General features: G+C 47.6%; 23 protein-coding genes. 5 read left to right on the top strand and 18 right to left on the bottom strand.

Translation table 11 applies throughout. The features are described from left to right. Positions 1-149 precede the first annotated feature (149 nt). The 6 genes from AC1DXC_RS02995 to AC1DXC_RS02970 form a co-directional block, all read right to left on the bottom strand. Positions 150-800, bottom strand: a complete 651-nt coding sequence (locus AC1DXC_RS02995) for an MIP/aquaporin family protein (protein WP_477457652.1) — start codon at positions 798-800, stop codon at positions 150-152. Continuing rightward, positions 797-1213, bottom strand: coding sequence for an arsenate reductase ArsC (locus AC1DXC_RS02990; protein WP_477457651.1), 417 nt, complete (start codon positions 1211-1213; stop codon positions 797-799). The genes AC1DXC_RS02995 and AC1DXC_RS02990 overlap by 4 nt, the downstream gene beginning before the upstream one ends. A gap of 78 nt (positions 1214-1291) precedes the next feature. Further along, positions 1292-1984, bottom strand: a complete 693-nt coding sequence (locus AC1DXC_RS02985; protein ID WP_477457650.1) for a metallophosphoesterase family protein — start codon at positions 1982-1984, stop codon at positions 1292-1294. A 69-nt stretch (positions 1985-2053) separates the two neighbouring features. Continuing rightward, a complete protein-coding gene (gene arsN2 / locus AC1DXC_RS02980) occupies positions 2054-2479 on the bottom strand; it encodes an arsenic resistance N-acetyltransferase ArsN2 (RefSeq protein WP_477457649.1) in 426 nt (141 codons plus the stop codon). 10 nt (positions 2480-2489) lie between these two features. Continuing rightward, positions 2490-3056 (bottom strand): DUF6428 family protein, encoded by a 567-nt coding sequence (locus AC1DXC_RS02975; protein ID WP_477457648.1) that lies wholly within the window; start codon positions 3054-3056, stop codon positions 2490-2492. A gap of 32 nt (positions 3057-3088) precedes the next feature. Beyond that, positions 3089-3418 carry an ArsR/SmtB family transcription factor gene (locus tag AC1DXC_RS02970; RefSeq protein WP_477457647.1) on the bottom strand — a complete coding sequence of 110 codons (330 nt, stop codon included), beginning with the start codon at positions 3416-3418 and terminating at the stop codon, positions 3089-3091. Between the two features lie 183 nt (positions 3419-3601). Between AC1DXC_RS02970 and AC1DXC_RS02965 the strand changes: the two genes are divergently transcribed. Next, positions 3602-5494 carry an SPFH domain-containing protein gene (locus tag AC1DXC_RS02965; protein WP_477457646.1) on the top strand — a complete coding sequence of 631 codons (1893 nt, stop codon included), beginning with the start codon at positions 3602-3604 and terminating at the stop codon, positions 5492-5494. 385 nt (positions 5495-5879) lie between these two features. Here AC1DXC_RS02965 and radA read toward each other — a convergent pair whose 3' ends face one another. The 6 genes from radA to AC1DXC_RS02935 form a co-directional block, all read right to left on the bottom strand. Continuing rightward, the gene (radA, locus tag AC1DXC_RS02960; protein ID WP_477457645.1) at positions 5880-7322 is read right to left on the bottom strand and encodes a DNA repair protein RadA; all 1443 of its coding nucleotides are present in this window, start codon (positions 7320-7322) and stop codon (positions 5880-5882) included. Positions 7323-7430: 108 nt separating this feature from the next. Then, positions 7431-8246 (bottom strand): hypothetical protein, encoded by an 816-nt coding sequence (locus tag AC1DXC_RS02955; RefSeq protein ID WP_477457644.1) that lies wholly within the window; start codon positions 8244-8246, stop codon positions 7431-7433. A gap of 120 nt (positions 8247-8366) precedes the next feature. After that, on the bottom strand, positions 8367-8711 hold the full coding sequence (locus tag AC1DXC_RS02950; RefSeq protein ID WP_477457643.1) for a hypothetical protein: 345 nt from the start codon (positions 8709-8711) through the stop codon (positions 8367-8369). Positions 8712-8819: 108 nt separating this feature from the next. Further along, positions 8820-10370 carry an Rne/Rng family ribonuclease gene (locus AC1DXC_RS02945; protein ID WP_477457642.1) on the bottom strand — a complete coding sequence of 517 codons (1551 nt, stop codon included), beginning with the start codon at positions 10368-10370 and terminating at the stop codon, positions 8820-8822. Positions 10371-10592: 222 nt separating this feature from the next. Next, entirely contained in the window at positions 10593-11438 is an 846-nt protein-coding gene (locus tag AC1DXC_RS02940; RefSeq protein WP_477457641.1) for a tetratricopeptide repeat protein, read from the bottom strand. Between the two features lie 6 nt (positions 11439-11444). Then, positions 11445-11750, bottom strand: coding sequence for an HU family DNA-binding protein (locus tag AC1DXC_RS02935; RefSeq protein WP_133226759.1), 306 nt, complete (start codon positions 11748-11750; stop codon positions 11445-11447). 149 nt (positions 11751-11899) lie between these two features. On the opposite strand from AC1DXC_RS02935, the gene mutY reads away from it, so the two are divergent. Both mutY and AC1DXC_RS02925 read left to right on the top strand, forming a co-directional pair. Then, positions 11900-12970 carry an A/G-specific adenine glycosylase gene (gene mutY, locus AC1DXC_RS02930; protein ID WP_477457640.1) on the top strand — a complete coding sequence of 357 codons (1071 nt, stop codon included), beginning with the start codon at positions 11900-11902 and terminating at the stop codon, positions 12968-12970. 23 nt (positions 12971-12993) lie between these two features. Beyond that, complete coding sequence (locus AC1DXC_RS02925) at positions 12994-13425, top strand: single-stranded DNA-binding protein (protein WP_477457639.1); 432 nt, start codon at positions 12994-12996, stop codon at positions 13423-13425. A gap of 156 nt (positions 13426-13581) precedes the next feature. Here the strand turns inward: AC1DXC_RS02925 and AC1DXC_RS02920 are convergent, their stop codons facing one another. Beyond that, positions 13582-15798, bottom strand: a complete 2217-nt coding sequence (locus AC1DXC_RS02920; protein WP_477457638.1) for a S9 family peptidase — start codon at positions 15796-15798, stop codon at positions 13582-13584. 279 nt (positions 15799-16077) lie between these two features. Here AC1DXC_RS02920 and AC1DXC_RS02915 point away from each other — a divergent pair, with 279 nt between their 5' ends. Beyond that, positions 16078-17607 (top strand): serine hydrolase, encoded by a 1530-nt coding sequence (locus AC1DXC_RS02915; RefSeq protein WP_477457637.1) that lies wholly within the window; start codon positions 16078-16080, stop codon positions 17605-17607. Positions 17608-17953: 346 nt separating this feature from the next. Here the strand turns inward: AC1DXC_RS02915 and AC1DXC_RS02910 are convergent, their stop codons facing one another. After that, entirely contained in the window at positions 17954-18268 is a 315-nt protein-coding gene (locus AC1DXC_RS02910; protein ID WP_477457636.1) for a low molecular weight protein tyrosine phosphatase family protein, read from the bottom strand. Between the two features lie 6 nt (positions 18269-18274). Beyond that, positions 18275-19147, bottom strand: coding sequence for a hypothetical protein (locus AC1DXC_RS02905; protein WP_477457635.1), 873 nt, complete (start codon positions 19145-19147; stop codon positions 18275-18277). A 173-nt stretch (positions 19148-19320) separates the two neighbouring features. On the opposite strand from AC1DXC_RS02905, the gene AC1DXC_RS02900 reads away from it, so the two are divergent. After that, positions 19321-19860 (top strand): hypothetical protein, encoded by a 540-nt coding sequence (locus AC1DXC_RS02900; RefSeq protein ID WP_477457634.1) that lies wholly within the window; start codon positions 19321-19323, stop codon positions 19858-19860. A gap of 21 nt (positions 19861-19881) precedes the next feature. Here AC1DXC_RS02900 and AC1DXC_RS02895 read toward each other — a convergent pair whose 3' ends face one another. The 3 genes from AC1DXC_RS02895 to AC1DXC_RS02885 all read right to left on the bottom strand — a co-directional run bounded on the left by AC1DXC_RS02895 (position 19882) and on the right by AC1DXC_RS02885 (position 24099). Further along, positions 19882-20523, bottom strand: coding sequence for a hypothetical protein (locus AC1DXC_RS02895; RefSeq protein WP_477457633.1), 642 nt, complete (start codon positions 20521-20523; stop codon positions 19882-19884). A gap of 169 nt (positions 20524-20692) precedes the next feature. Beyond that, positions 20693-22729: a Kelch repeat-containing protein gene (locus AC1DXC_RS02890; RefSeq protein ID WP_477457632.1), complete on the bottom strand. Its 2037-nt coding sequence runs from the start codon at positions 22727-22729 to the stop codon at positions 20693-20695. 65 nt (positions 22730-22794) lie between these two features. Then, positions 22795-24099, bottom strand: coding sequence for an amidohydrolase (locus tag AC1DXC_RS02885; protein WP_477457631.1), 1305 nt, complete (start codon positions 24097-24099; stop codon positions 22795-22797). Positions 24100-24454 lie beyond the last annotated feature (355 nt).

Raw genomic sequence — 24454 nt, 5'->3', positions numbered from 1 at the left:
CATACAAAACGGATTGGCAGGATTGGATTTGCATAACGGAGACGCAAAATATTGCGTCTCTACGGTCGATTCCACCCTTGGGAATCAGCCTTGGTTAAAACGAATTATATCTTTAGACCGCTTCTAAGTAAAATTGGATTGGTGGGGGATTACAACACTTTCTCCACCGACAAATATTTCCAAAGGGGAATAGCCAAGGTCGCCCCGACTATGGGCGCGACAAGATATATCCAAAGATGTTCTAAATGCCCCGATACGATTGCCGGTGCAATGGATCGTATCGGATTCATGGATGCCCCGCAGATGGGCCCGGCAAACATAGCCTCCAGCCCAACTACCGCGCCAATGGCAATCCCCGCAAATTGCCCCTGCTCTTTACTGCCGTGCGCCACATTCATAATTACCAACATCAAAAAGAAGGTAAGCAGCAACTCCATGATGAATGATTGCATCTCGGAGCCGGCGGGCAGTGTTGCGCCTAATAAAGGAGAGGATGGAAAAAGCAGTTTGAGCGTGAGGCTGGCCAGCAGGGCGCCAATTAGCTGGCTGATAATGTAACCCGGTAGTAACCGTGCTTTAAACCGGCCCGCTATAGCAAAAGCGATACTTACCGCAGGATTGATATGGCAGCCGGATATGTTGCCAATGCTATAGATCAGGCTCATCACCGTTAATCCCCAGGTGATGGCTACGCCCACGTGGCCAACGGCACCGCCCGTTTGCTGGTCTATCACCATGGCACCCGTACCGCAAAAAATAAGTATGAATGTGCCAATCAGTTCGGCTACATATTTCTTCATGCCAGATGGGTTTGAACAAAGTTTGCTGCATACACCTTAACCATATCCCGCACCCGCCTAAACTCGTCCATCACTTCTTCGGGCGTGCCGCTTGCTTTGGCGGGGTCGGGAAAATTTTGGTGGAAGCGCTCCACTTTGCCCGGGAAGTATGGGCAGGCTTCGTTGGCATTATCGCATACGGTAATCACATAATCGAAAGGAATGTCCAGATACTCATCTACATTATTGGAGGTGTGTTTAGAGATATCGATATGGTCCTCGGCCATTACCTGTATGGCTTTAGGATTCACACCATGGGTTTCTATGCCCGCGCTATAAATATTTGCTTTACCATCGGCGTAAAAACGCAGGTAACCGTGGGCAATCTGGCTGCGGCAGCTGTTGCCGGTACACAATACTAAAATATTCTTCATGTTATAAAATTGATTTCATCATTACTATTGCCGATGCTGGGCATGCAAGTTTTCCCGGAACCCCATATAATGTTAAATTTAAAAAGCTTTTCTCAACCTGTCTGCCAATTCATCCGGCAAAGGGCTGTCAATAATTGCCTTAGCTGCTTTTTCAACATCGTAATCAAAACGGATAAATTCTACGTGAACGTTACCTTCCGTTGTAGCAGTACTGTTTTCGTTAATGGTTAGCAAGACGTAGCAGCCCTTTGGGTTGCCATCTTTTGGCTTGCCTATAGAACCAACATTTATTGTGCGATAAATTCTACCGCCCGACTGAATAACCCGGCTATATGGCTTATGTGAATGACCAACGCAAAGTATATCAGCATTTGCCCCCTTCATCATATCCCGTATATAAGTTTCATCAAGATTTTCTAAAACGTATTCATCAATGCTTCGTGGGCTGCCATGTGCCATCACAACATTCAGCTGGTTGTTGTTCAACTGAAACTCCAGCTTTATATGTGCCGGAAGCGTATTTAGGTATTGGCGGTTTTCTGTTGTAACCAATTCGTACGCATAGCCGTTGAATTTGTGGTCGTGATTGCCCGCTAATGTGGCTATACCACGTTTGCGGATTTCATTGATGACTTCGTTGGGCCAAATGTTATAACCAATCAAATCGCCTAAACAATAAACAGCATCGGGTTTACGGTTATCAACGTCTACCAGAAATGCTTCGAATGCAGGTAGGTTGGCGTGTATATCCGAAAAAAGTGCAATCTTCATTTATGCAGCTGTTAAAGTTCTAAATGTATAGTATTTCTTACGGGAGTGGAGAGTTGTTTTTTTTGAACCTTATAAAGCTTTTTCCATTACTATCGCCGATACAGGGCACATATGGCTAAACTCCGAAGAGGTTTTTATCTCTGCCGGGGCCTGGTCGCGGCTAATTTGTATAAAACCGTTATTTTTAAAATAATCAGCGGCGGTTTCCGTAAGCAGGTACAAGGCAGATAAGCCTTTGGATTTGCCCGCAGATTCAATTTGGCTGACGAGCTTCAGCGCTATTCCGCGGCCCCGGTAACCGGGGCTCACGGCCACAGAACGGAGCAAGCCGTAATTGCCGTAAACCTCCATGCCCGCCACGCCAATTATGTCTCCGCCTTCTGCTGCCACAAAAAAATCGTTAAGGCTCTCGGGCAAATCCTCCACCGGCAGGTTTTCAGCCCTTAATAGGGCTATCGCTTCTTCCCTGTAAGAAGCAGCATTTTCAACATCCATTTTATTTCGTTTAGCAGCAACCACCACCGGGGGTACAGCAAGCTGCCTCCGGCGTAGCCAGGTTTATTAATTTAATTTTTGGTTTTTCGGCAACAGGGGCGCAGCATTCTTCGCCTTTATCGTTGGTGCCGCAGCTTCCGCCACGTTCCTGGGCCTTGCATTGTACCGCATCGGGCCGTAAATCGATAAGCAGATCGTCGCCATCTACGATGAGGTCGTTAGGGAACATTTGCCTGGTATCGAATTCCGAATTGCCGAATTCGATCTTCACCGTCCCATCCGCATCCAAAGGCAGCATCTTCTCAACTAGGCTTACGATAGATAGTGCCTTGGCTACTTTCATAGGGTGGGCCTGTACCTCGTTATCCGGCACCCATAATTGGACGATGATTTCTGTCCATTTATTCATCACGCCGCCGCAATCTACCGATGTTATGGGCGCTTGTTTTATCTCGGTGATGTGGTATGCCGCATCCACCAGTTTATCTTCGGCATAGCGAAACTGCAAATACGAATCGGGGTGCTGTACTAACACATCCTTGAAGGTTTTCCAGGTGATAGTTTTTGTCTTATCCATTGTAATATTGCGATTAATCTGTTCAAATTTTTTTAGCAGCAGTTATTCTTTTCCCCGTACGAGGCAAACAGCCCGTTCAGCTCCGTTTGCAGCAGCTTCCAGGCTTTTGGTTCAATGCAATAGCAAACGCTTACACCCTCTATGGTGCCTTGTATCAGGCCGGCATTCTTCAACTCTTTTAAATGCTGCGATATGGTTGCCTGTGCCAAACCCAGTTCCGTTACCAAATCGCCGCAGATACAGGCATTGGCCCTGATCAGTTCCTGCAAAATAGCAATGCGCGCCGGGTGCGCAATGGCTTTCAGCTGCAAGGCAAGGCTGTTTTGCTCTTCGGTATATATCTCTGATTTGGTAGCGCCCATTATTAATCGCAATATTACGATTAATAATAATGAAATAAAAAAATAATTATTCAATTTTTTGTAACAAGCCGCAACGCCGGTAATCATATGTAACGCTATACAGCCAAGGTCTCATAAAGCTGTAAGTTATTGTGAGGGCCCGCACCTTAAGGGTTCCGTTAATAAAAAAATCACTTAAATAAAATGTCTGACTCAATTCTCCAATTCTGGTGGGTGCTGCCGCTATGTGCCGCCCTTTTTGCGTACAAATTTGTACTGCAGGTGTTTTTTGGTATGATCATCGTTCCTGATGACCGCATTGGTTTAGTTGTTAAAAAATTTACCCTGTATGGCAGCGGGCGGCTGCCGGACGGCCGTATCATTGCCGTAAATGGCGAAGCGGGTATGCAGGGCAAGCCACTAGCCCCGGGTTTGTACTGGCGCATGTGGCCCTGGCAGTACGCCATTACCATGGAGCAGTTTACCGTTATCCCGCAGGATAAGCTGGGCCTGGTAAAAGCCAAGGATGGTGCGCCGATGGATACCGGCCGTGTACTGGGTAAACCGGTACCTTGCGATAAGTTCCAGGATTCGCAGGCTTTCCTTGAGAATAACGGGCAAAAAGGCCCGCAAGCCGCGTTTCTGACGCCGGGTAGTTACCGTATCAACACCTTCCTGTTCGAGATTGTGATGGTGCCTATCACCCGGATACAGGAAAACAAGGTGGGTATCGTTACCACGCTGGATGGCGAGCCGTTGGAAAAAGGCGACATAGCCGGTGGCTCGGTTGCGGGGCACCGTAATTACCAGGACCCGATGGCCTTTATACAGGCCGGTGGCCGTAAAGGCTTGCAGGAAGATGTTATCCTGGCTGGTACCTACTACCTTAACCCATGGTTTGCCGTGGTTGAGCAGGTGGAGATGATACATATCCACATCGGTTATGTGGGCGTGGTGAACTCTTTCGTAGGCCCCGAAGGTAAGGATACCAGCGGCGTGGGCTTCACCCATGGTAACATTGTAAAGAAATACGATAAAGGTGTGTGGGACGAGCCTTTAGACCCAGGTAAGCACCCGGTGAATATTTACACCCACTCGGTAGAAATTGTACCTACTACCAACATCGTACTCAACTGGGCAAACAGCCGTACCGAATCGCACGAGCTGGATAAGCATCTGTGTACCATCAGCGTAAGGTCGCACGATGGTTTTACGTTCAATTTGGACGTATCGCAGATTATCCACATCCCGCGTAACGATGCACCGAAGGTGATCGCCCGTTTCGGTAACATGAAAAACTTGGTATCGCAGGTGCTGGAACCTACCATTGCCAACTACTTCCGTAACTCGGCACAAAAGAGTGGTGTGATAGAGTTCTTAACCAACCGGTCTGACAGGCAGGAAGATGCCCGTGCGCAGATAGGCAAAGTGCTGGGCGAGTACAACGTAGAGGGCGTAGATACACTGATAGGTGACATTGTGCCACCGGAAGCTTTGATGCGTACCCTTACCGACCGTAAAATAGCCGAGCAGGAACGCGTTACTTACGAAATTCAAAAGAGCGCCCAAATAGAGCGTAAGGAGTTCGAAAGCGCCAAAGCCGGTGCCGATATGCAGCCTGAGGTTGTAAAATCGACCCGACAGGTAGAAATAAACACCCAGATGGCGGCTTCTAAAGTGGCTGCTGCAAGGGGTGATGCCGAATCGAGGGTGATTAACGCTAAAGCGGATGCGGAAAATAAAACCATTATTGCCCGTGCCGATGCCGAAGCCAAAACCATCAACGCCAAAGCCGATGCGGCCGCTACCGAAGTGAACGGTAATGCCGATGCCGGTAAAATTAAAGCGATAGGTTTAGCCGAAGCCGAGGTAACCAAACAAAAAACCCAGGCCATGGGTGCCGAACAATACGCCATAGTGCGCGTAGCCGAAACGTTGGCCATGAACGGTATAAAACTGGTGCCTGAGATATTGATTAACGGCCAGAACGGCGGCGGAAACGGTATGATAGATGCCTTGATAGGCAGCGAAATGCTGAAAAAGCTACAACGCGAAGCAGGCGTGGTGGATATTAAACCCACAAACGATGCGGTGTAAAAGGTTAGCTTAGGTTAATGACTATTACAAAAGGGGGCGGGCAGGAAACTGCGCGCCCCCTTTTGCTTCTTCCACGTCGTCATTGCGAGAAGCAGCGCGTGGGGCAGAGAAGTGGGGCGACGAAGCAATCCTCGGAAAGTAGGTCGGATAAGCAAAGCCGTTTACTAATCCGCTCTGCAAGGCTGCTCTGCGTGCCGATGATTGCCACGCTATCGCTCGCAAGGACGTGATGGGGTTTTACCCAAACAGCAAACCAAAACCGTCCGCTACCGCGAGATTAGCGTAGCGTATCTCGTGGCGGGCATTGGGCAAGCTTCCAGCTTGCGTCAGCTGAAAGCTGACCATGTGCGCACCACGGGCTGGAAGCCCGAGGCAGCCAGAAGTTTTACCCAAACAGCAAACCAAATACCTCCTCTATCCTGCCCACTACCTTCACATCGATGGTGTAGCGCGATAGATCCAACCGGTTTTTGTCTTTTGCGCCGGAGGGCATATTGTATTTAGAGATGAATATCTGCTCGAAGCCCAACTTTTGCGCTTCGGCGATGCGTTGCTCTACCCGGTTAACGGCGCGTATCTCGCCCGAGAGGCCAATCTCGCCCGCGAAGCAGGTTTTTGCGGGGATGGGGATATCCTCGTGCGAGGAGATAATGGCGGCGGCAAGCCCAAGGTCGATAGCCGGGTCTTCCACACGTATGCCGCCGGTTATGTTGAGGAACACATCCTTTGCGCCCAGGCGGAAACCGCAGCGTTTCTCCAGCACGGCCAGCAGCATACTCATGCGTTTGGTATCGAAACCGGTTGCCGTGCGTTGTGGCGTACCATATGCCGAGGTACTCACCAGTGCCTGGGTTTCTATCAGCATAGGGCGCATGCCTTCTAAGGTGGCTGATATGGTGATGCCGCTCAGTGGCTCATCGCGTTGGGACAATAATATTTCAGACGGATTGGAAACCTCACGCAGGCCTTCGCCCAGCATCTCGTAAATACCCAGCTCGGATGCTGAGCCGAAACGGTTTTTGATGGTGCGCAATATGCGGTACACATGGTGACGGTCGCCCTCAAATTGCAGCACGGTATCCACCATGTGTTCCAGTATCTTTGGTCCGGCTATCATACCATCTTTGGTGATGTGGCCAATCAAAAACACCGGCGTAGAAGTTTCCTTTGCAAAGCGCAGCAGCTCGGCTGTGCACTCCCGCACCTGCGATACGCTCCCCGGCGTAGATTCCACATGCGCCGAATGCAGCGTTTGGATAGAATCTATCACCACCAGGTCTGGTTGTAATTCCTCTATCTGCTTAAATATATTTTGGGTGGAGGTTTCGGTGAGGACGTAGCAAGTCTTTCCTGTCTCGAATTGATTGTCACTGCCGACTGCTAACTGCCCACTGCCCACTGTGCTCAACCTTTCCGCCCGCATTTTTATTTGGTGGTCGCTTTCCTCGCCCGATACGTAGAGTACTTTGATACCCGGCATATTCAGGGCCAACTGCAGCATCAGGGTAGATTTACCGATGCCCGGTTCGCCGCCTATCAGCACCAATGAGCCCGCTACGATGCCGCCGCCCAGTACCCGGTTAAATTCTTTATCGGGCGTAAGCAGGCGGTGTTCTTCCTTAAAGGTAATATCGGCTACCTGCACCGGCTTATTGGCCCGTACCGATGAGGCCGGACTAGCCTTCCAGGCGGGTACAGATGCGTTGGCCTTTTCCAGAACCTCCTCAACCATCGTATTCCACGATTGGCAGGCAGGGCATTTACCCAGCCATTTAGGCGATTCGTAGCCACAGCTCTGGCAGAAATATGCGATTTTAGTTTTAGCCATTGTTCAGATGTGCAGATTGCAAATATGCAGATGAAACAAATTTAGGGATTAATCGGATAGTTTTGCTAAAAATATTAGGATTTTGAGATTGGGCCGCTATTTTATTCCTTATGCATTAACAACAGCGATGATGGCGCTATTAATGGACGAATACAATCGCCCGGATAGCTCTTCGTAGGTATCTTCTTCTCCTTGTACTTCGAATCCGATGTCGTTCCATGAACCCATCCCTCCGAATACAAAAGATATACTGGCTGACGTTAACAGTTGCCGGGCATCTAACGAATACTCCCCGCCCTCGATGAAGTCCTTGTAATACTCCGGCACGGGTGCCTTATCGCTTAATGCGGCAAAAGCTTTTTGGAAAAAACCAGACCAGGGCTTTAAATTTAATTTTGCCGAGAAATCGATCAGTTCCGCTAAAACCCGGTGTTGCGTTTGTTTGGCAGCAAGCAAATCAACTTGAATATTACCTGTAGGCTTTTGCGGTGCAACACAGCAATAAGTTACGCTCCAGATATTCCTGTTTGGGTTTTTTTCATCAGTTACTTCCCATCTATTGGCCCAATAATCAGAATGATTTTGGTACACTGCTTCTATCAACCATGTTCCGCCGCCTCCAACAAACCCCGCCAGTTTAAAGTCTTTGGCAAACGTTTGGTCTTTAGATTCTTGATAATATAATGATAATCGCCGACAGCCGCCCAGCTTCAGAAAAGCGAACCATGCCACAGGATTTTCTGCTATAATTCCTTCTTTCAGTTTTGAAGAAAGAAAAGCCTTTTTTAACGCCGCGAATTTAACACTATTGCAATACAGGAACGCAGAATTAGATGGATAAAAGTCCGCAGCGATATCGTCGCCTTTTAAAAATTGATTGCCATAGGTGGCCAATGAAATGAGTTGAGCTAAAGTCCCGTTCATTCAAAATGATTTACGCTGTGTTTTTAATTTGTGTCCCTTACCCGAGTTAGAGCAAAATACCCTCCCGCACATCCTCCTTTTTCATCTGCACACCCGCACATTTAAAATCTGCACATCCATTTACCGCTGCAACCCCGCGTTCGCCAAATCATCAACGCTGCCAAATAGGATTACATTCCCGAACACCCCCATACCCACTACTTTGGAACGCTCCTGGTAGCTCATTTTGGTGAGGGAGAAGAACAGGTAATTGTCGCTGCTTACCAGGCTATCTACGGCGCGGCTTATCAAGGCGGTGCCAAACAGTGCGCCAAGGCCGCTGCTATCATCTTTCACTTTTTCGTCCACGTATGCGGTGAGCTTTTCTTTTACGGCCTCTTTGTGCCGCTGTGTATTGGGGTTTGTAAGGGCAGCGATAATCAATATCACGGCGACGATAGCAAGGATAATATGCGACTTCTTCATATAGCTTAGGTGGGTTTTGTGATGTAAGCTACAATAAATATCCCTTAACGCAAAAAGAGCAGATGCTAATTAAAACATCTGCTCTTTTTCATCTGCATATCTGCACATCTACAACTTAATCTCTTCGTCTTTGCCCGAGAAGAAGTGGAACTCGGTTATCTGGTAAGCCGGGTTGCTTTTTACCTTTATCCACTGGTTGTACTTAAAGTACCATTTCATCTGGCGGTTAAAGAGGCCTTTTTTGATGAATGCTTCAATGTACGGGTGTACGCAAAGGGTAATGTTTTTCTCGTTCTGCTCCTCCAGGATGAAGTTGAAATTGTTTTCGATATCATCCAGCAGCAATACCGTTGGGCGTATAGTCCCCGTTCCGTTACAGGCAGGGCAAACCTCGCTGGTAACGATGTTCATCTCTGGCCTAACGCGCTGGCGGGTAATCTGTATCAACCCGAATTTGCTTGGCGGCAAAATGGTGTGCTTGGCGCGATCGTCGGCCATTTGGGCCTTCAGGTAATCGAACAGTTCCTTGCGGTTGTTCGGCTTGTGCATGTCTATAAAATCGACTACCACGATGCCGCCCATATCGCGCAGGCGCAACTGGCGGGCAATTTCTTTGGCCGCTTCCTTGTTTACCTGGTAAGCGTTATCCTCCTGATTTTCTTTATTAGCCGTGCGGTTGCCGCTGTTTACGTCGATAACGTGCAGGGCCTCGGTATGCTCAATAACCAGGTAAGCGCCGCCGGCCAGGTTAACCGTTTTGCCAAACGCGCCTTTTATCTGCTTATCAACGCCGTGATGCTCGAATATTGGTTCTTTGTGCTTATGCAAACGCACGATGCCCTCCATCTCCGGTGAGATTTCGTGGATATACGATTTTACATCATCGTACATGCTCTGCTCGTTCACATAAATGTGCTGAAAATCCGGGTTAAGGATATCTCTCAGGATAGTTGATGTACGGCCAATTTCGCCCAAAACCTTTTTAGAAGGCTCGGTGCCTTGCAGCTTGGTTACAAAGACTTCCCATTTGGAAATCAGATCCAGCAGGTCCTTCTGCAACTCGTCAACACCTTTACTTTCGGATACGGTGCGTATAATTACGCCGAAATGCTTTGGTTTGATGCTCTCTACCACCTTGCGCAGGCGTGTGCGCTCGGTATTGCTCTTAATCTTTTTAGAGATGGATATCACCTCAGAAAAAGGCACCAAAACAACATAGCGGCCCGCAATAGACAGGTCGCTGCTAAGCCTGGGGCCCTTTGTTGAGATAGGCTCCTTGGCAATTTGTACTGGTACAAGCACTCCCTTCGATAAAACATCAGAGATTTTGCCTCCTTTGTTTATATCCGCCTCGAGCTTAAAGTTATCTAAAAGCTTCGATTGGTATCCCCCGCTACGTACTTGTTTGGTTAGCTTAAGCAGGCTTTGTACCTGCGGCCCCAAATCAAGATAATGCAAAAAGGCATCCTTCTCGTAACCTACATCCACAAAAGCAGCATTCAGGCTCGGCATAATTTTTTTAATGCGGCCTAAATACAAATCTCCAACAGTATAATTATTGGTGATGTGCTCTTTATGGAGTTCTACAAGTTGTTTGTCCTGTATTAATGCAATAGTAGCCCCGTTGGGGGATGAATCGATAATTAATTCTTTTATCAATTGCTACTCCATTTCTTAAAACGGCGCCATAAGACACCGCGGGTTGGGAAAAAAATAAAACATAAATAGTCCCGCAGGTTGTGCGGGACTTCATAAGCTATCGCGATAGCTTATTTTTTCTTATGCCTGTTTTTTCTTAAACGCTTTTTGCGTTTGTGGGTAGCCATTTTATGTCTCTTACGTTTTTTACCGCTTGGCATGATAATAATTTTTAAGTGTGATTTATTTTTTTAATTCCTTTATAAATTCGTCGATACGCTGTGCCTCTACAGGGTCGCCTATCAATTCCTTGCATTTTTCATAAGCCGCAATAGCTTCTTTCTTTTGGCCCAGCTGTTTATAACTTTCTGCCAGGTAAAAGTAGGGCTCAAGCTCTTCTTTTATGGCAATCATGGTTTTAAACCTGGCTACGGCCTTATCGTACTGCCCGCTCTTCATGGCAAACATGCCTAAGTTGAGCAATGCCGAGTGGTTTTTAGGGTCCTGCTTTACTACATCCAGCAGTAAAGTAATACCCTGCATTGGCATGCCGCCACCGTTCACATAGGCAACGCCCAGGCCGGTTTTGGCTTCCAAATCGTTTGGCTTCAGCTTGGTGGCATTGGTGAATGCCGTAGCCGCCTTTGCGCTCAAAGCCACCTGTGCCTGTGCATCCTGCGATGCACGGGTAGCTTCGTTAAAGCGGTTGCCGGCGTTTACCCAATCATCAAACGCGTTTGTGCGCTGGGCAATGTCCTGGTAATAAAACGCCGCTGGTGCAGGTTGCCTTGCGGCATCCCAAAGGGCAGCAATTTCCAGCTGTAAGTTTGCTTTGTCGGCATCAGATGCTGTTTTCAGCTTTTCTTCCAGCGTGCTTACCTGCTGCGCCTGTTGTGCGCTTAAGGCAGGCCGGGCAATCTCCTCAACCGAAGCTAGTGTTACTTCGGTAGGGGGCTCCGCGGCACCGGCTGCAGCAGCCGGTTTACTGCCCGCATCCTGGGTTTTTACCAAACCTTTAACGGGTTGCAGATACAAATAGCCCATAGTAAATACTACTATTGCGCATACGGCTATCTGCTTTTTATTCATTGCTTATTATTTGCTTGCTTTAGCGGTGGTTTTGTTGCCGGTGCGTACTTTCTCAACGAAAGTTTTTGCTGGCTTAAAGCTTGGCACGAAGTGCTCGGGGATAATAATGGCAGTATTCTTTGAGATGTTACGGGCGGTTTTCTTAGCCCTCTTTTTTACTACGAAACTTCCGAAGCCTCTAACGTAAACATTTTCGCCGCCTACCATCGAGCTTTTTACTACTTTGAAAAATGCTTCAACGGTTTCCTGCACATCAACCTTCTCGATACCTGTTTTAGAAGAGATTTCAGCTATAATTTCTGCCTTGGTCATATCCTGTTTTCTTTATTTAAAATGTATAAATACTTAACTGTTTTGGGGTTGCAAAAGTATTGCTTTAAATTTAAAGATTAAAATAATTGGAGTATTTTTTTTACAAGTGCCCAAAATGGGCGTTTGCGGGCTTAGATTATGATACTGAGATGGATAAAGTATCTTTGCAAAAGATGGATTTATCTACCCAATTGATTAGCTGGTACCAGCAAAACAAGCGCGATTTGCCATGGCGCAACACCACCGATGCCTACCTCATATGGCTATCTGAAATTATACTGCAGCAAACCCGCGTAGAGCAGGGAATGCCTTATTACTACCGCTTTGCAGAAAAATATCCAACGGTTGCGCACTTTGCAGCGGCACCTGAAGACGATATTTTGAAGCTTTGGCAGGGCCTGGGTTACTACTCGCGTGGCCGCAATATGCTTAAGACCGCGCAATTGGTGCAACAGCAATATAATGGTGTGTTCCCTACCGCTTATAACGAGCTGATTAAACTAAAGGGTATAGGCGAATATACCGCCGCGGCCATCTCGTCCTTTTCGGCAAACGAGGCGCGGGCAGTGGTAGACGGCAATGTTTACCGCGTGCTGGCGCGTTTTTTTGGTATTGATGAACCCATTAATTCGCCTAAAGGGAAGAAGCTTTTCCAGGCCCTGGCCGATGAGGCCCTGGACAGGCGGCGCCCCGCCCTGCACAACCAGGCTATGATGGAGTTTGGGGCCATGCAGTGCAAGCCGCGCAATCCGGCCTGTGGTATTTGCCCGGTTCGGTTGGGATGCGTAGCCTTTAAAAACAATGCAACCACTTATTTGCCGGTTAAATTGAAGACGGTTAAAGTGCGTAAACGCTTTTTTAACTATCTGTTAATTACCGATGGCCAAAACCTGCTGATGAATAAGCGCGGGGAAGGCGATATATGGGCCAATATGTACGACCTGCCACTTATAGAAACCGAAGCTGTAATGGAGCCTGAGACCCTGTTGCAACTGCCCGAAGTAGTTGATTTTTTTGGCAGGGATGTGGCTGTCCGCCAAGGTACTGCGGTGATTAAGCATGTGCTTACGCACCAGCAATTGTTTATCCGTTTTATCGTTTTAGATGGTGTACCCCTTAAGTTGAAAGAAACCTGGTTTTATACAACTGTTCTTAATATGGAAAATTTAGCTATGCCGAAGACTATTTTTATATTTATAAAAGATTTTTTTAATTTCTAAATAATTTTCCGTTATTTTATGGCATGTCTGGAATTAATAAAGTAATACTTGTAGGTCATTTAGGAAAGGACCCGGAAGTAAGGCATTTGGAGGGCGGCGTGGCCGTAGCGAGCTTCCCCTTAGCTACTTCTGAAACGTTTAACAAGGATGGCCGCAAAGTAGAGCAAACAGAGTGGCATAATATAGTAATGTGGCGGGGGCTGGCCGATGTAGCCGCCAAGTTCTTACAAAAAGGCAAGTTGGTTTACATAGAAGGCAAATTGCGCACCCGTTCTTTCGAAGATAAGGAAGGCATCAAAAAATACACCACCGAAGTGGTTGCCGAAAACTTTACCATGCTCGGCCGCAAAACAGATTTTGAGCAAAATGACAATGCTCCCCGCAACGGCGTAAAGCATAACGGTGATGCCAACGAAAGCGTCGACATAACCGATACAGACGGGCTCTCTTTTTAACCCTATAAAATTTAAACAACGAAGCCCTGCCGAGATAATCAGCAGGGCTTTTTGTTTGAAGTTTGAATATCGAACACCGAATTATGAATATCGAATGATGAAGTAAACCCCTTCGACATTCGGAGTTCGACATTCATCATTCGATATTCAAATCTTCTATCTCGCTCCCGGCGGGCAGTACTGGCGCAAATAATTGGTGTACATGGTGCGCAGGTGCGTGGTGGTGCCTGCCCCCTCTGATATACCATGGGTACGGTTAGGGTACAGCATCAGTTGGAACTGCTTGTTGTACTTCACCAGTTCGTTTATCAGTTGCTCGGCATTGGTGTAATGCACGTTATCGTCGCCGGTGCCGTGTACATAAAGCAGGTTGCCTTTAAGGTTTTTGGCGTATGTAATGGGCGAGCCTTTGGTGAATGCTTCGCGGCCTGCCGCATCTACCGGTACGCCCGTATAGCGTTCCTGGTAAATATTATCGTAGGTAAGCTGGTTGCCAACGGCTGCCACCGCGATGCCGGTTTTGAATATATCGCCGTATTGAAACATCAGGTTAAGGGTTGATGATCCGCCGCCGCTCCAGCCCCATACCGCTACGCGGCTGCTATCCAGGTAACGGCGGTCTTTAAGCAATTGCTTGGTTCCCATAGCCAGATCGCGGATGTTTATGGTGCCGATACCTTTGTAAATAGATTTGCGCCAGTCGCGGCCCTTTGGTACCGGGGTACCGCGGTTATCTATCGACATATAGATGTAGCCATCCTTAGCCATATCGCCCGTGTACATAAAGTTGTAGCTGGTGCCAAATTCATCTTTCACGTTTTGGCCCCATGGCTCGCCGTAAACGTATAGCACTACGGGGTATTTCTTTGTTGGGTCGAAATTGTCGGGTTTTTGCATCCAACCGTCCATCGTAACGCCATCTTCGGTTTTTACCTGGAAGAACTCCACATTCGATTTTGTTTTTGCATCGGCAGATGCGGTAAGCGCTTTCAGCACTTTTTCATCGCCGCTGAAGGTTTTGTGGGTAGGTAGGGCCACCACTTCGTTTACGCCTTCGGTATAGTAGTTGGAGAAGGCATGGGTTGCCGCTTTCCCGTTTGGCGATACGTCGTACTCGTGCCAGCCGGCTTCGGTAAGCGGGCTAAGGCGTTCTGCCTTACCGCTGCCATCGAGCTTGGTACGGTAAAGATATTTCTGCGTGGCATTATCCGGCGAAGCCGAAAAATAAACATAGCCCGATAGCTCGTCTATGGCGTTTATCTGCATTACATCATAACTGCCTTTGGTGATGAGTTTCTCTTTTTTGCCATCGCGGCTTATGCGGTACAGGTGGCGCCAGCCGTCTTTTTCGCTGGCCCATAAAAACTCTTTGCCTTTGTTGAACCAGTCCCAGCCGCCGTAATAGTAATGCTCTTCCCACTCGGGCAAAATATCTATCCATGCGGTATCGGTTTCCTGGTAAATGGTGCTGCCTTTGCCGGTGGCAACGTTCAGCATCATTACTTCGGTATGGTTTTGGGCGCGGTTCATGTGTTCGACAATCAACTCGCTGCTGTTGGCGGCCCACTCCATGCGCGGAACGTACGATTGCAGCACCGCGTCGGTTGGGATGTCCATCCATTTGGTACTGCCGCCTGCCGCGCTGATAACGCCTATTTTAAACGGCGATGGCGGTTCGCCGGCAATTGGGTACTCTACCGGTTTTACGAAGGGGTATATCGAATCGGTAGTGTTCAGCATCAAATAGTTCTTGGTTTTGCTGGCATCTATCTGCCAGTAGGCTATCTGCTTGCTATCGGGGCTCCAGCGGAAGCCGTCGCGGCAAAAGAACTCTTCCTCATACACCCAATCGAACGTGCCGTTAATGAGTTTATCGGTGCCATCGGTAGTGAGTTGTTTGATGCTGTTATCGGCCAAAGTCTCTACATAAATATTATGCCCGCTCACGTAGCCAACCTTGCTGCCATCGGGCGAGAGTTTGCCGAACATGAGCGATGACACCGGCAATTTGCCGCCGAGCTGGGTCAGTTTTTTGGCAGTAAGGTCATACACCCAATAATCGCCACGGGTGGGGTAGCGCCACACTTTTTTGGCGTTGGTGTATATCAGCACCTTTTGGCCATCGGCCGATAGGTAGAAATTGCGGGGAGCAATGGGCTTTCCTCCGGCCGGCGTAAGCATCTCCTTGCTCAGCAGCACGGTTTTTTTGGCGGCATCGCGGGCATCAAGCACAACGATTTCGCCGCTTTGTACTTTGTAGTACTGGTAGCCATCGTTTGCCCAATGGGTTGATGGTATTTGCGCAAATGCTGCTCTCTGGGCCAGCATCAATAAAAACATGACAAGGGCCAGGCCCCGGCGGTAAATTTTCATATTGAAATGAGATTAAACGTTTGCAGATTTTTGGGAATAGCAGTTAAAAATAAGAGCCGTGGCCAGTGCGAATCCCCTCTCGAGAGGGGTGGAGGGGTGTGTTAGCCGTTATGCATACCGCCTAACACACCCCCGCCATCGCCCGGGCCGGCCCGCCCCCTCTCTAGAGGGGAGTGAAAACTTAAAAGCGATTTCCGCTGTTATTTGTTAACAAACCATTGCCCCGGTAAATTTTGCGTTAAATTAGCATTTTAAAGCCTTGAATTAAATATCCGCCCGATGAAAAAAATATACCTGCTTGTTTTTGCGCTTTTTGCATTGTCTACGGCCCGTGCACAGAACATCGACCGTAGCAAATTCATCAAAGACAGCCTCGTTAGCTACATTAACCGCGCTATTACCAATTGGCGCATACCCGGTGCAGCAGTGTGCATTGTTAAGGACGGCAAGATAGTGCTGATGAAAGGCTTCGGCGTAAAAGAGCTGGGCCTGATGAACAAGGTAGACGAGAACACCCTGTTTATGATAGGCAGCAACACCAAGGCCTTTACTGCTACCGCGCTGGCCATGCTGCAGGCCGATAAAAAACTATCGCTGGATGATAAGGTGACCAAATACATCCCCGAGTTTAAGCTGGCAGACAAAGCCGCCGGCGAACTGGCCATAGTAAAAGACCTGCTTTGCCACCGCCTGGGTTTCCGCACCTTTCAGGGCGATTTTACTTTTTACAATACCAACCTGGCCCGGCACGACGTGATAGACAAGCTGGGGGTAATGAAAGCCACCTACCCTTTCCGCACCACCTGGGGCTATACCAACGCTGCGTTTTTAACCGCCGGTGAAATTATCCCGAGGGTGATAGGCAGGCCATGGGAAGCATACGTGAAGGACAATATTTTTGCGCCGCTGGGTATGGGTAATACTTTGGCCCTCAGCGTCGATATGCCCAAAGCTATCAACCGCACCGTGCCGCATACGTTTGTAGATAACCGCCTTACGGCTATACCTTACGCAAGTATTGACGGCCTCGCCCCTGCGGGCTCCATCAGTTCCTCGGTAAACGATATGAGCAAGTGGGTGCTGGCCCTGCTAAACGATGGCAAGGTTGGCGCGCGCCAGGTAATACCCGCCGCCGCCATACAGGCAACCCGCCAGCCGCAGGATATAGTAGGCAGCGTAAAACACCTTAACGGCGAAACCAATTTTGAGCTGTACGGCCTGGGTTGGGAGATACAGGATTACAGCGGCCACCGTATTTATATGCATACCGGCGGGGTTAACGGCTACCTTACCTCGGTAACGCTGGTACCGCAGGATAAGCTGGGCATCATCGTACTTACCAATACCGATCAGAACGAGTTTTACGAAGCGCTGAAGTGGGAGGTGATGGACGCTTATTTTAAGCAGCGTTTCCGCAATTACAGCGAGGTGTACCTGGCCCAGTTTAAAGCCAACGCCACCCGCCAGCTACAGGCCGACCGCAAGCTGCGCGATAGCGTGGCCCTGATGCCGAAACCCAAACTATCCCTAAGCGAGTACATTGGCAAGTACACCAACGAGTTTTACGGCAATATGGAAATTACCACCGGAGAGAACGGTATATTGGAAATGCGCTTTGAGCATCACCAAAAAATGTACGCCAAGCTGCAGGCCCTGGGCGACAACCGTTTCTACGTAACCTTTAGCGACCCCACCCTGGGCAAAGCCGTGTTCCCGTTTTTTACCTTTAATAATAAGGTAACCGGTGTACGCGTAAAAGTGGCCGATTTTATTGAGTACAACCCTTATGATTTTAAGAAGGTGGATTAGAGAGATTTCGGAATTGGGACTTTCGATTTCGGATTTATGGACAACATCGTCATGCCGAACTTGTTTCGGTACCCCACACGACAGGTAACCGGTACGCAAAGCGGATAAGCATATTGGCTGCTATGATGGGGTGTTGAAACAGTAATCAATATGACGATATCTTCATTCGAGACAGGAAAGAGAATCAAGAAATAGCTTAATCCTATGAATCAAGGTTCAGACAAATCAACGAAATCAATTAATCATTGAAATCAGCGGTTTAGACACACGCGGCATGCAAGGCGGCTAGCACCGTGGCTACTTTTATGATGGGGTGTTGAAAAAATTTCAACATGACGGGTTTAAATCACAAATACTCCACCAAGCTCACCTTCAATATCTCTACCAGTTCCGGGTCGTTGAATTGGTAGGCATCTTCAATGCCCAGCACAATAAGGGTTTTGCCGTTCAACTGTAGGTTGTTTTTGATGATCTCGCGGTGCTTGTATTCCATCACGAAAACCTCATCAGCCCAGTCCAGCAGTTTTTGGCTCAGCCGCACTCTCGCCTTTGCACTGGTACCTGCCGACCGTGCCTGGTGCAAAGGATGATTTTTAAACAATAGCTCGGCCGTTGGGCTGCGCCATTGGTTTTTGCTGCAGATGAAAAGGAGATTGGCCAAGAGGGATTATTGTTTAGGGTGCCGGGTTTTCTGGTCGGCGTTTATCTTGTCCCAGGCTTCCATAGTAAGTATTACCAGCCTTCTTTTCTCGCAATCCCAACTCGACATATAGTCTTTAGAAATTACTGCCATGGTAACCCAGGCAGTGTAATGCTGGTACAACATCATGGTACATATATCCGTGGCCGTCATAAACGGGTCGTTCCCTGCTACGTGCGAATGGAAGCTGCTTGTTGTTCTTGAACTGTCTTGAGCGTTGCCCGTTTTCATAACCAACAAGGTATTGTGCAGTTTTTTTACTGATGCCACTTCATTTTGGTTGTTGAAACGCAATAAGTAATCGTTTCCAAAAAGCACTACGCCGCTTTGGCTTGTGCCGGTAAGCACATAAACTTTTTTATTCCCCTCGTGTATAATTGGTACCGGATTAAGGCTGGTATTTTGGTAAAATTTAAAAATGGTATCGGTTTCCATTCTTTTTATCGCTGCAATGCGGATATCGAAGTACTCTTTTTCGACGGCCGTAAAAAGCCGCGGGACGGTATCGAGTGTGTATTTTTGCTGATTGAAATCATTCCCAAAAAATATAGTGCAAAGTACTTTAGGTTGCTCGCCTTTGCTATAAAAGATATTATACATCCCTTCGGCTGTTTCGTAAGATATATAGCCGGCTGAGAGCGGCCTTTTATCTGCACATTTTTCCCTGAAAATATCCGTACCGTACCATGATGCCCATTCTGAGCGGTATAATCTCTTGCCTTCTGTTTCGATGCTGTCTGTGATGTGGTCGATGGTCTTACGGTCGAGATACTTTGTTTGCCCGAAAACTGCGGCAAAGCAGGTGAGCAATAACGTGGTGGTAAAGGCAGTTTTTAGCATGGCTTAGGTTTTATTATGGTTATTGGCGTTTGGGCGTGGGCAGATTCAAATCGATATCAACTCAAAGATATATGCTTTTAAGCCGGTTGCTGCTAAAAAAGTGCCCATTCTGGCAAAATTATCTTTGGAAAGTGCTGCCTCAACAAGTAAATTAGCCAAAACTATACCTGCATATGAGCGATACCAGTACATCCATCGTACCTAACATTGCCGACTATCACGATAGGTTATCGAAAGCTACCGAGATAGTGGACTGGCTGGTTTCGATAAGAGCCATCAAGCCCAATAAATCCGATTGCGTGCTGTCATCTGCACAGGGCTACGCAATAGACACAGGTGCTAAAGCATTAACCGATGAACCAGAGTACCTACCTTTTGGCCTGATAACTAACGGCCTTGAAGTTGTCACCGAGCGAACAGTTTTTCATACGGGAGAGAACGGGTTGGATAGCTTCGTTTGCCCCCAATGCTATGAGGATATCGCATCGGAAGAATGGAATTTTTCGGGTTTTTCGGAAAATGGGAACTCGCTGCTGGAATGCCCGCTATGCCATAATGCAAGCGATATAAATGACTATGAAATAGAACCCCAATGGGGATTCAGCAATCTTGGCTTTACCTTTTGGAATTGGGCGGACCTTAACGACGATTTCGTAGAAGAATTTGAAAAAAGGCTCGGGTGCGAAGTGAAAATCGTAGAAAGCCATATTTAGGTTTAGCCGCAGGCAGCTATGTTATTGGCGTTTCGGCGTAGGCGGATTCATATCATTATCAACCCAAAAATAAATTTTTTTCAATCTGTTGTTGCGCCTGTCGAAATATAATATCCACTCGTCCTGCTGCATGGTACCCATGGCCGATATGCTCACCGCCATGGTTTTATCCATATCGGTACCACTCAATTCATTGGCAAAAGCTTTTGGGAATACCTTTTGCAAAGTTTGAATAGTTGTAGTGCCGTTTAATGTAAGCCTGGCCGACGATAAAGACAAGGCCGGGTTCTTTTCGAAATCGATATTCCTCAGGATAAGCGTATCTCCATACTTTTCAAACTCCAGGCCTTTAAACGTGCAATAGGTGAAAAGGTCTTCGTAATACGAATTATCCTTTTGGTACTGGGTAGCTTTGGCTAATTTATATTGATTACCCAGCAGCTGTGTTGCCTCGGGCATTTCGCTTTCCATGGGCAACTTGCCGTTAAGCATTACACTATCGAAAGCCAAATATTCGCTATCGGGTGCTATTGGCATTGGTGGTGGCGGAGGCGCATCTATTGGTGGCGGCGGTAATTGTACGCTCACCTTAACGCCGCCGCAGGGGCCGCAGCCGATGGCCATGGCCAATGTTAAAAGGCAGGGCAGTGTAAAGCGTTTCAAGGGGTTAATTGGCATAAAAGGGTTGCTTATTTTTACTAAAAAAACTTTAAAACTCAAAGTTCGGAACAAGGTAACTTGATTCCTGATTCGATAGCTCATGTACTTTTTCTTCGAATATCCTTTTTATGTTTTGGTCTTCCTGCCCTTGAGAATTCTTCAAAATACTTGTTTACAAGGTACTGCCATAGGCTTGCAACAACTGGTAATTTGCAGCAGCACTATCGCCACCGCCGGCGTAAGCTTTGCCGTTATTAGAAAAAGCGAACCCGCGTTCAAACCCGCTTGCGCCTAATAACCATAAACCAACGTCTTCTTTTAACGCAGTCCACGTATCGGCCACAGGGTCATATTTAAAACAGGTACGGGTAGATGAACCCCCAACCCTGGTACCCCCCACAACATAGCCATAACCATTTAATGTAAACGATGATGTATAATGCCTTGCGTCGGGAAAATCGTGAAGCCTCACCCAGGTATTATTAGCCGGATTATATTTATAAAAATCACTCATTCCGGTATTGGTTGCTCCGCAGCCAACATAAGCTACGTTATTAATTACAAAAGCCGCTGCCTCGGAACGGAAATTGCCGAAAGTGTCGGGGAAATTTGCAATTTGCTTCCAGGTATTCGCGGCTATATCAAACTCATAAAAAGTATTATCGGGCTGTAGGTCGAACTCCCGGTACCCGCCCCCTACATACACCTTGCCATTGGTGGCAAACATAATTGTACCATTACGCCGGCCATAGAGATAGCTTGTTTTTTTGGTCCAGGTATTGGTGGCCGGGTTAAATTCCCAAAAGTTGTCAATGTCGTCATATATGTACAAATAAGCCTTGATACCATTTGAGGTAACTATCCCGCGCGAAAAATTTACCGGGATGGTTATTTTTTGCCAGCTAAAGTCTTCTGGGTTGAATTTCCACAAATAGTTTCTCGGGTCGCCAAATTCTTTTGAAGATGCCACGGCGTACGATACATTATTTATCGTAAACGTACCGGCAGGCATCGTAACGTTAAAAGGAACGGCATCATTAACAACAACCCATTTATCACTAATGGACATATCAATGGTGTAAGTTATTACATAATCCAGCATGGTCAGTTTTATGGTTGCGGTCCTGTGCGGGTAAGCGCCGTTTGGCACGTTCATGGTTAACTCCGAACTGCTGGCCGAGTTTATTTGCGCCGTTGTATGCTCAAATACAACGGTGTTTTTAATTGCCAGCGGATGAAAATATTTGCCTTTTATGATTATGGCATCATTTATATATGCACTCCCAGGTGCAAATGTTATTTCGGGTTTTCGTATTTGGAAAGAGGAGCCAGCCACTACTGATTGCGCTTGCGCCTTAACTGTTATTTTGCTGATACTGGTTTCAACGCCATCGGGCACCAGAACTCGTATTTGCTTGCGAGTGGAGCTAATTATATTGGCCTTCACTGTACCAAACAAGACTTCATTGGTTGTTGGGCCTATGCCAAAATGGTCTCCGGTGATAGTTACCGTATCTCTAAAAGTGCCAAGTTGCGTGGAGCTGCTGATAGTTGGCGCGTAGAGCGAAAATAAGGTTGAAATGGTGTCCGTCCTATCCACATTGACCAAGGTGATTACCGGGTTTATTGAGGTAAGAAGATTTGGGACGACCACCTTAAATACACTATCGTTGCCCGGTATAGTTACTGCAGAAAGTTCCCCGAATTTTAAATAGAGTGATTGATTGCTGAAATATTTCCCTTTTACCGTTAGGGTATCGCCAAGGTGAGCCTTTAGGGGGGCGATGGAATCTATTTTCATTCGTTTTGTGCCTGTCGATATAAACGACATCTCGTTGTAAAAAACAAAAGGGTTATCGGTACTTGAATAATAAACAGTATAGAAGTATTTCGTATTCTTGTTTAGCCCATTGTTAATATCAACCTTAAATTCACCAATTGCCGCCGTAGTTTTAGCCGGGTAAACCTGCACGTTACTTTTAAAAAGACTGTCGGGAGATACGATAAAACCAAACGCAGTAAGATTTGCCGGTATTTTATTCATTTGCCCTTTTAGCGTAACACCGCCATCGATGTACACCGTTGCCGATACTGCTTGCAGGTTTGGTTTATTATCGGGTGTATCCGGCTCTACGCCAGGGTCTTTTTTGCATGAGGCCAGGAATAATACACAAAACAAAAAGTAAAGAGTAATGGATGTTGATTTCATTGCGACAGGTTAGGTTTGCCAGCATCTAAAATAGGCATTCTGTTTTATGAAATTCCCTTAATTGCTTATTTTTTTATCGCCATATATTCCAGTGTTAAGTTGCACAGGGCTTTTACGCCCAAGGCGAAGCCGCTTTCGTCCAGGTAAAAATCGGGTGTATGGTGCGATGGGGCAGCGAGTGCGTTGCTTCCTTTGGGCATGCCGCCTAAAAAGAAGAAAATGCCCGGTACCTTCTGCTGAAAAAAGCTAAAATCTTCGGCACCGGTTACGGGTGGGCGCAGGCTCACATTGTCCTTGCCGGCGGTGCCTTCCAGGGTGGGCAGCATCAGGGCGGTTAGGGCTGGGTCGTTAAAGGTAACGGGGTAATGGTTGCTGTAGGGCAGCAACACCTCGGCCGTTGCGCCGTAAGCCTCGGCGGTTTTGGTGGCAATGCGCCTTACGTTATCGGTTATCAGCTTCTCGTCGCTTTGGGTAAAGTAGCGCACTGTCCCCTGCATCTTCACGCTCTCGGCTATGATGTTGAACCGCGTGCCCCCGGTAATGGCCCCTATGGTAACCACGGCGGGATTCTCGGTGATGTTTACATTACGGCTTACAATAGTTTGCAGGCCGGTGATGATTTGTGCCGATACCACCATCGGGTCAACGCTGCTCCAGGGGTATGCGCCATGTGCCGAGCGGCCTTTGACGATAATCTGCAGGTCGCTTACGCCGGCCATAATGCCGCCCGGGCGGTACACTATTTTGCCCACCTCGGTTTGCGAGTTGATATGCAAGCCGAAGATGACGTCCACATGCGGGTTATCCATCACGCCTTCTTTTACCATCTGCTCGGCACCGCCCTTCTCGCCAAAGGGCGCACCCTCCTCTGCCGGTTGGAAGATGAATTTCACCGTACCGTGCAAATCATTTTTCATGCCCGATAGTATCTCTGCAACGGCCATCAGTATGGCCATATGCGAATCGTGCCCGCAGGCATGCATTACGCCCACCTCGTTGCCGTTATATTGCGTTTTTACTTTGGATGCAAAGGGAAGGTCCCCCCGTTCGGTAACCGGCAGGGCATCCATATCGGCACGCAGGGCCACCACCGGGCCGGGCTTGCCGCCCTTCAATATACCAACTACGCCGGTTGTGGCTACGCCCGTTTGCACCTCTATCCCCAGCGACTTTAAATGGGCGGCGATAATGCCTGCGGTGCGCACCTCGCGGTTGCCTAGCTCGGGATGCTCGTGGAAATCGCGCCGCCAGGCCACTATCTTAGCCTGCAATGCATCGGCTTTGGCGCTGATGAGTTTACGGGTTGCGGCGTTTTGGGCCGATGCCGATAAGGATATGACGGTTAAGGCAATCAGTAGTAGTTTTTTCATGTGGGGAGGCGTTGGTAATTTTTTTAAATATAGGTATTTGTGGGGAAAAAAAGAGGGGGGGGTAGCGGGTTGGGGTGATGGGTGTTCGAAACCATCAAAAAATGGCCGTCATGTTGATTACTATGACATATGCAAATGTTTTTGCCATGATAGTTTATTTTTCATGAAGATTTCTTGATTAAACAGTGTGTCCGAATGAATGAGTTTGAATACAAGCTTTAGCAAAACGTTTTTTATCCGATTCAATATGGATAGGTGTTCGATATTATTCTTGATCATTCCTTGATAGTAACTATAGAATAGTTGCCCGGGCCTGGTGCAAACACTGACTATGCCTTGATTGAGGTCTACTTTT

It is taken from the genome of Mucilaginibacter sp. P2_D11 (assembly GCF_056404435.1).
The sequence above is the reverse complement of the archived record's forward strand: the minus strand, read 5'-3'. Positions and strand labels throughout refer to the sequence as shown.

Excerpts from the sequence above, each read along its gene's own strand:
- AC1DXC_RS02995 (WP_477457652.1), bottom strand. The coding sequence starts at position 800 with ATGAAGAAATATGTAGCCGAACTGATTGGCACATTCATACTTATTTTT.
- AC1DXC_RS02990 (WP_477457651.1), bottom strand. The coding sequence starts at position 1,213 with ATGAAGAATATTTTAGTATTGTGTACCGGCAACAGCTGCCGCAGCCAG.
- AC1DXC_RS02985 (WP_477457650.1), bottom strand. The coding sequence starts at position 1,984 with ATGAAGATTGCACTTTTTTCGGATATACACGCCAACCTACCTGCATTC.
- arsN2 (WP_477457649.1), bottom strand. The coding sequence starts at position 2,479 with ATGGATGTTGAAAATGCTGCTTCTTACAGGGAAGAAGCGATAGCCCTA.
- AC1DXC_RS02975 (WP_477457648.1), bottom strand. The coding sequence starts at position 3,056 with ATGGATAAGACAAAAACTATCACCTGGAAAACCTTCAAGGATGTGTTA.
- AC1DXC_RS02970 (WP_477457647.1), bottom strand. The coding sequence starts at position 3,418 with ATGGGCGCTACCAAATCAGAGATATATACCGAAGAGCAAAACAGCCTT.
- AC1DXC_RS02965 (WP_477457646.1), top strand. The coding sequence starts at position 3,602 with ATGTCTGACTCAATTCTCCAATTCTGGTGGGTGCTGCCGCTATGTGCC.
- radA (WP_477457645.1), bottom strand. The coding sequence starts at position 7,322 with ATGGCTAAAACTAAAATCGCATATTTCTGCCAGAGCTGTGGCTACGAA.
- AC1DXC_RS02955 (WP_477457644.1), bottom strand. The coding sequence starts at position 8,246 with ATGAACGGGACTTTAGCTCAACTCATTTCATTGGCCACCTATGGCAAT.
- AC1DXC_RS02950 (WP_477457643.1), bottom strand. The coding sequence starts at position 8,711 with ATGAAGAAGTCGCATATTATCCTTGCTATCGTCGCCGTGATATTGATT.
- AC1DXC_RS02940 (WP_477457641.1), bottom strand. The coding sequence starts at position 11,438 with ATGAATAAAAAGCAGATAGCCGTATGCGCAATAGTAGTATTTACTATG.
- AC1DXC_RS02935 (WP_133226759.1), bottom strand. The coding sequence starts at position 11,750 with ATGACCAAGGCAGAAATTATAGCTGAAATCTCTTCTAAAACAGGTATC.
- mutY (WP_477457640.1), top strand. The coding sequence starts at position 11,900 with ATGGATAAAGTATCTTTGCAAAAGATGGATTTATCTACCCAATTGATT.
- AC1DXC_RS02925 (WP_477457639.1), top strand. The coding sequence starts at position 12,994 with ATGTCTGGAATTAATAAAGTAATACTTGTAGGTCATTTAGGAAAGGAC.
- AC1DXC_RS02920 (WP_477457638.1), bottom strand. The coding sequence starts at position 15,798 with ATGAAAATTTACCGCCGGGGCCTGGCCCTTGTCATGTTTTTATTGATG.
- AC1DXC_RS02915 (WP_477457637.1), top strand. The coding sequence starts at position 16,078 with ATGAAAAAAATATACCTGCTTGTTTTTGCGCTTTTTGCATTGTCTACG.
- AC1DXC_RS02905 (WP_477457635.1), bottom strand. The coding sequence starts at position 19,147 with ATGCTAAAAACTGCCTTTACCACCACGTTATTGCTCACCTGCTTTGCC.
- AC1DXC_RS02900 (WP_477457634.1), top strand. The coding sequence starts at position 19,321 with ATGAGCGATACCAGTACATCCATCGTACCTAACATTGCCGACTATCAC.
- AC1DXC_RS02890 (WP_477457632.1), bottom strand. The coding sequence starts at position 22,729 with ATGAAATCAACATCCATTACTCTTTACTTTTTGTTTTGTGTATTATTC.
- AC1DXC_RS02885 (WP_477457631.1), bottom strand. The coding sequence starts at position 24,099 with ATGAAAAAACTACTACTGATTGCCTTAACCGTCATATCCTTATCGGCA.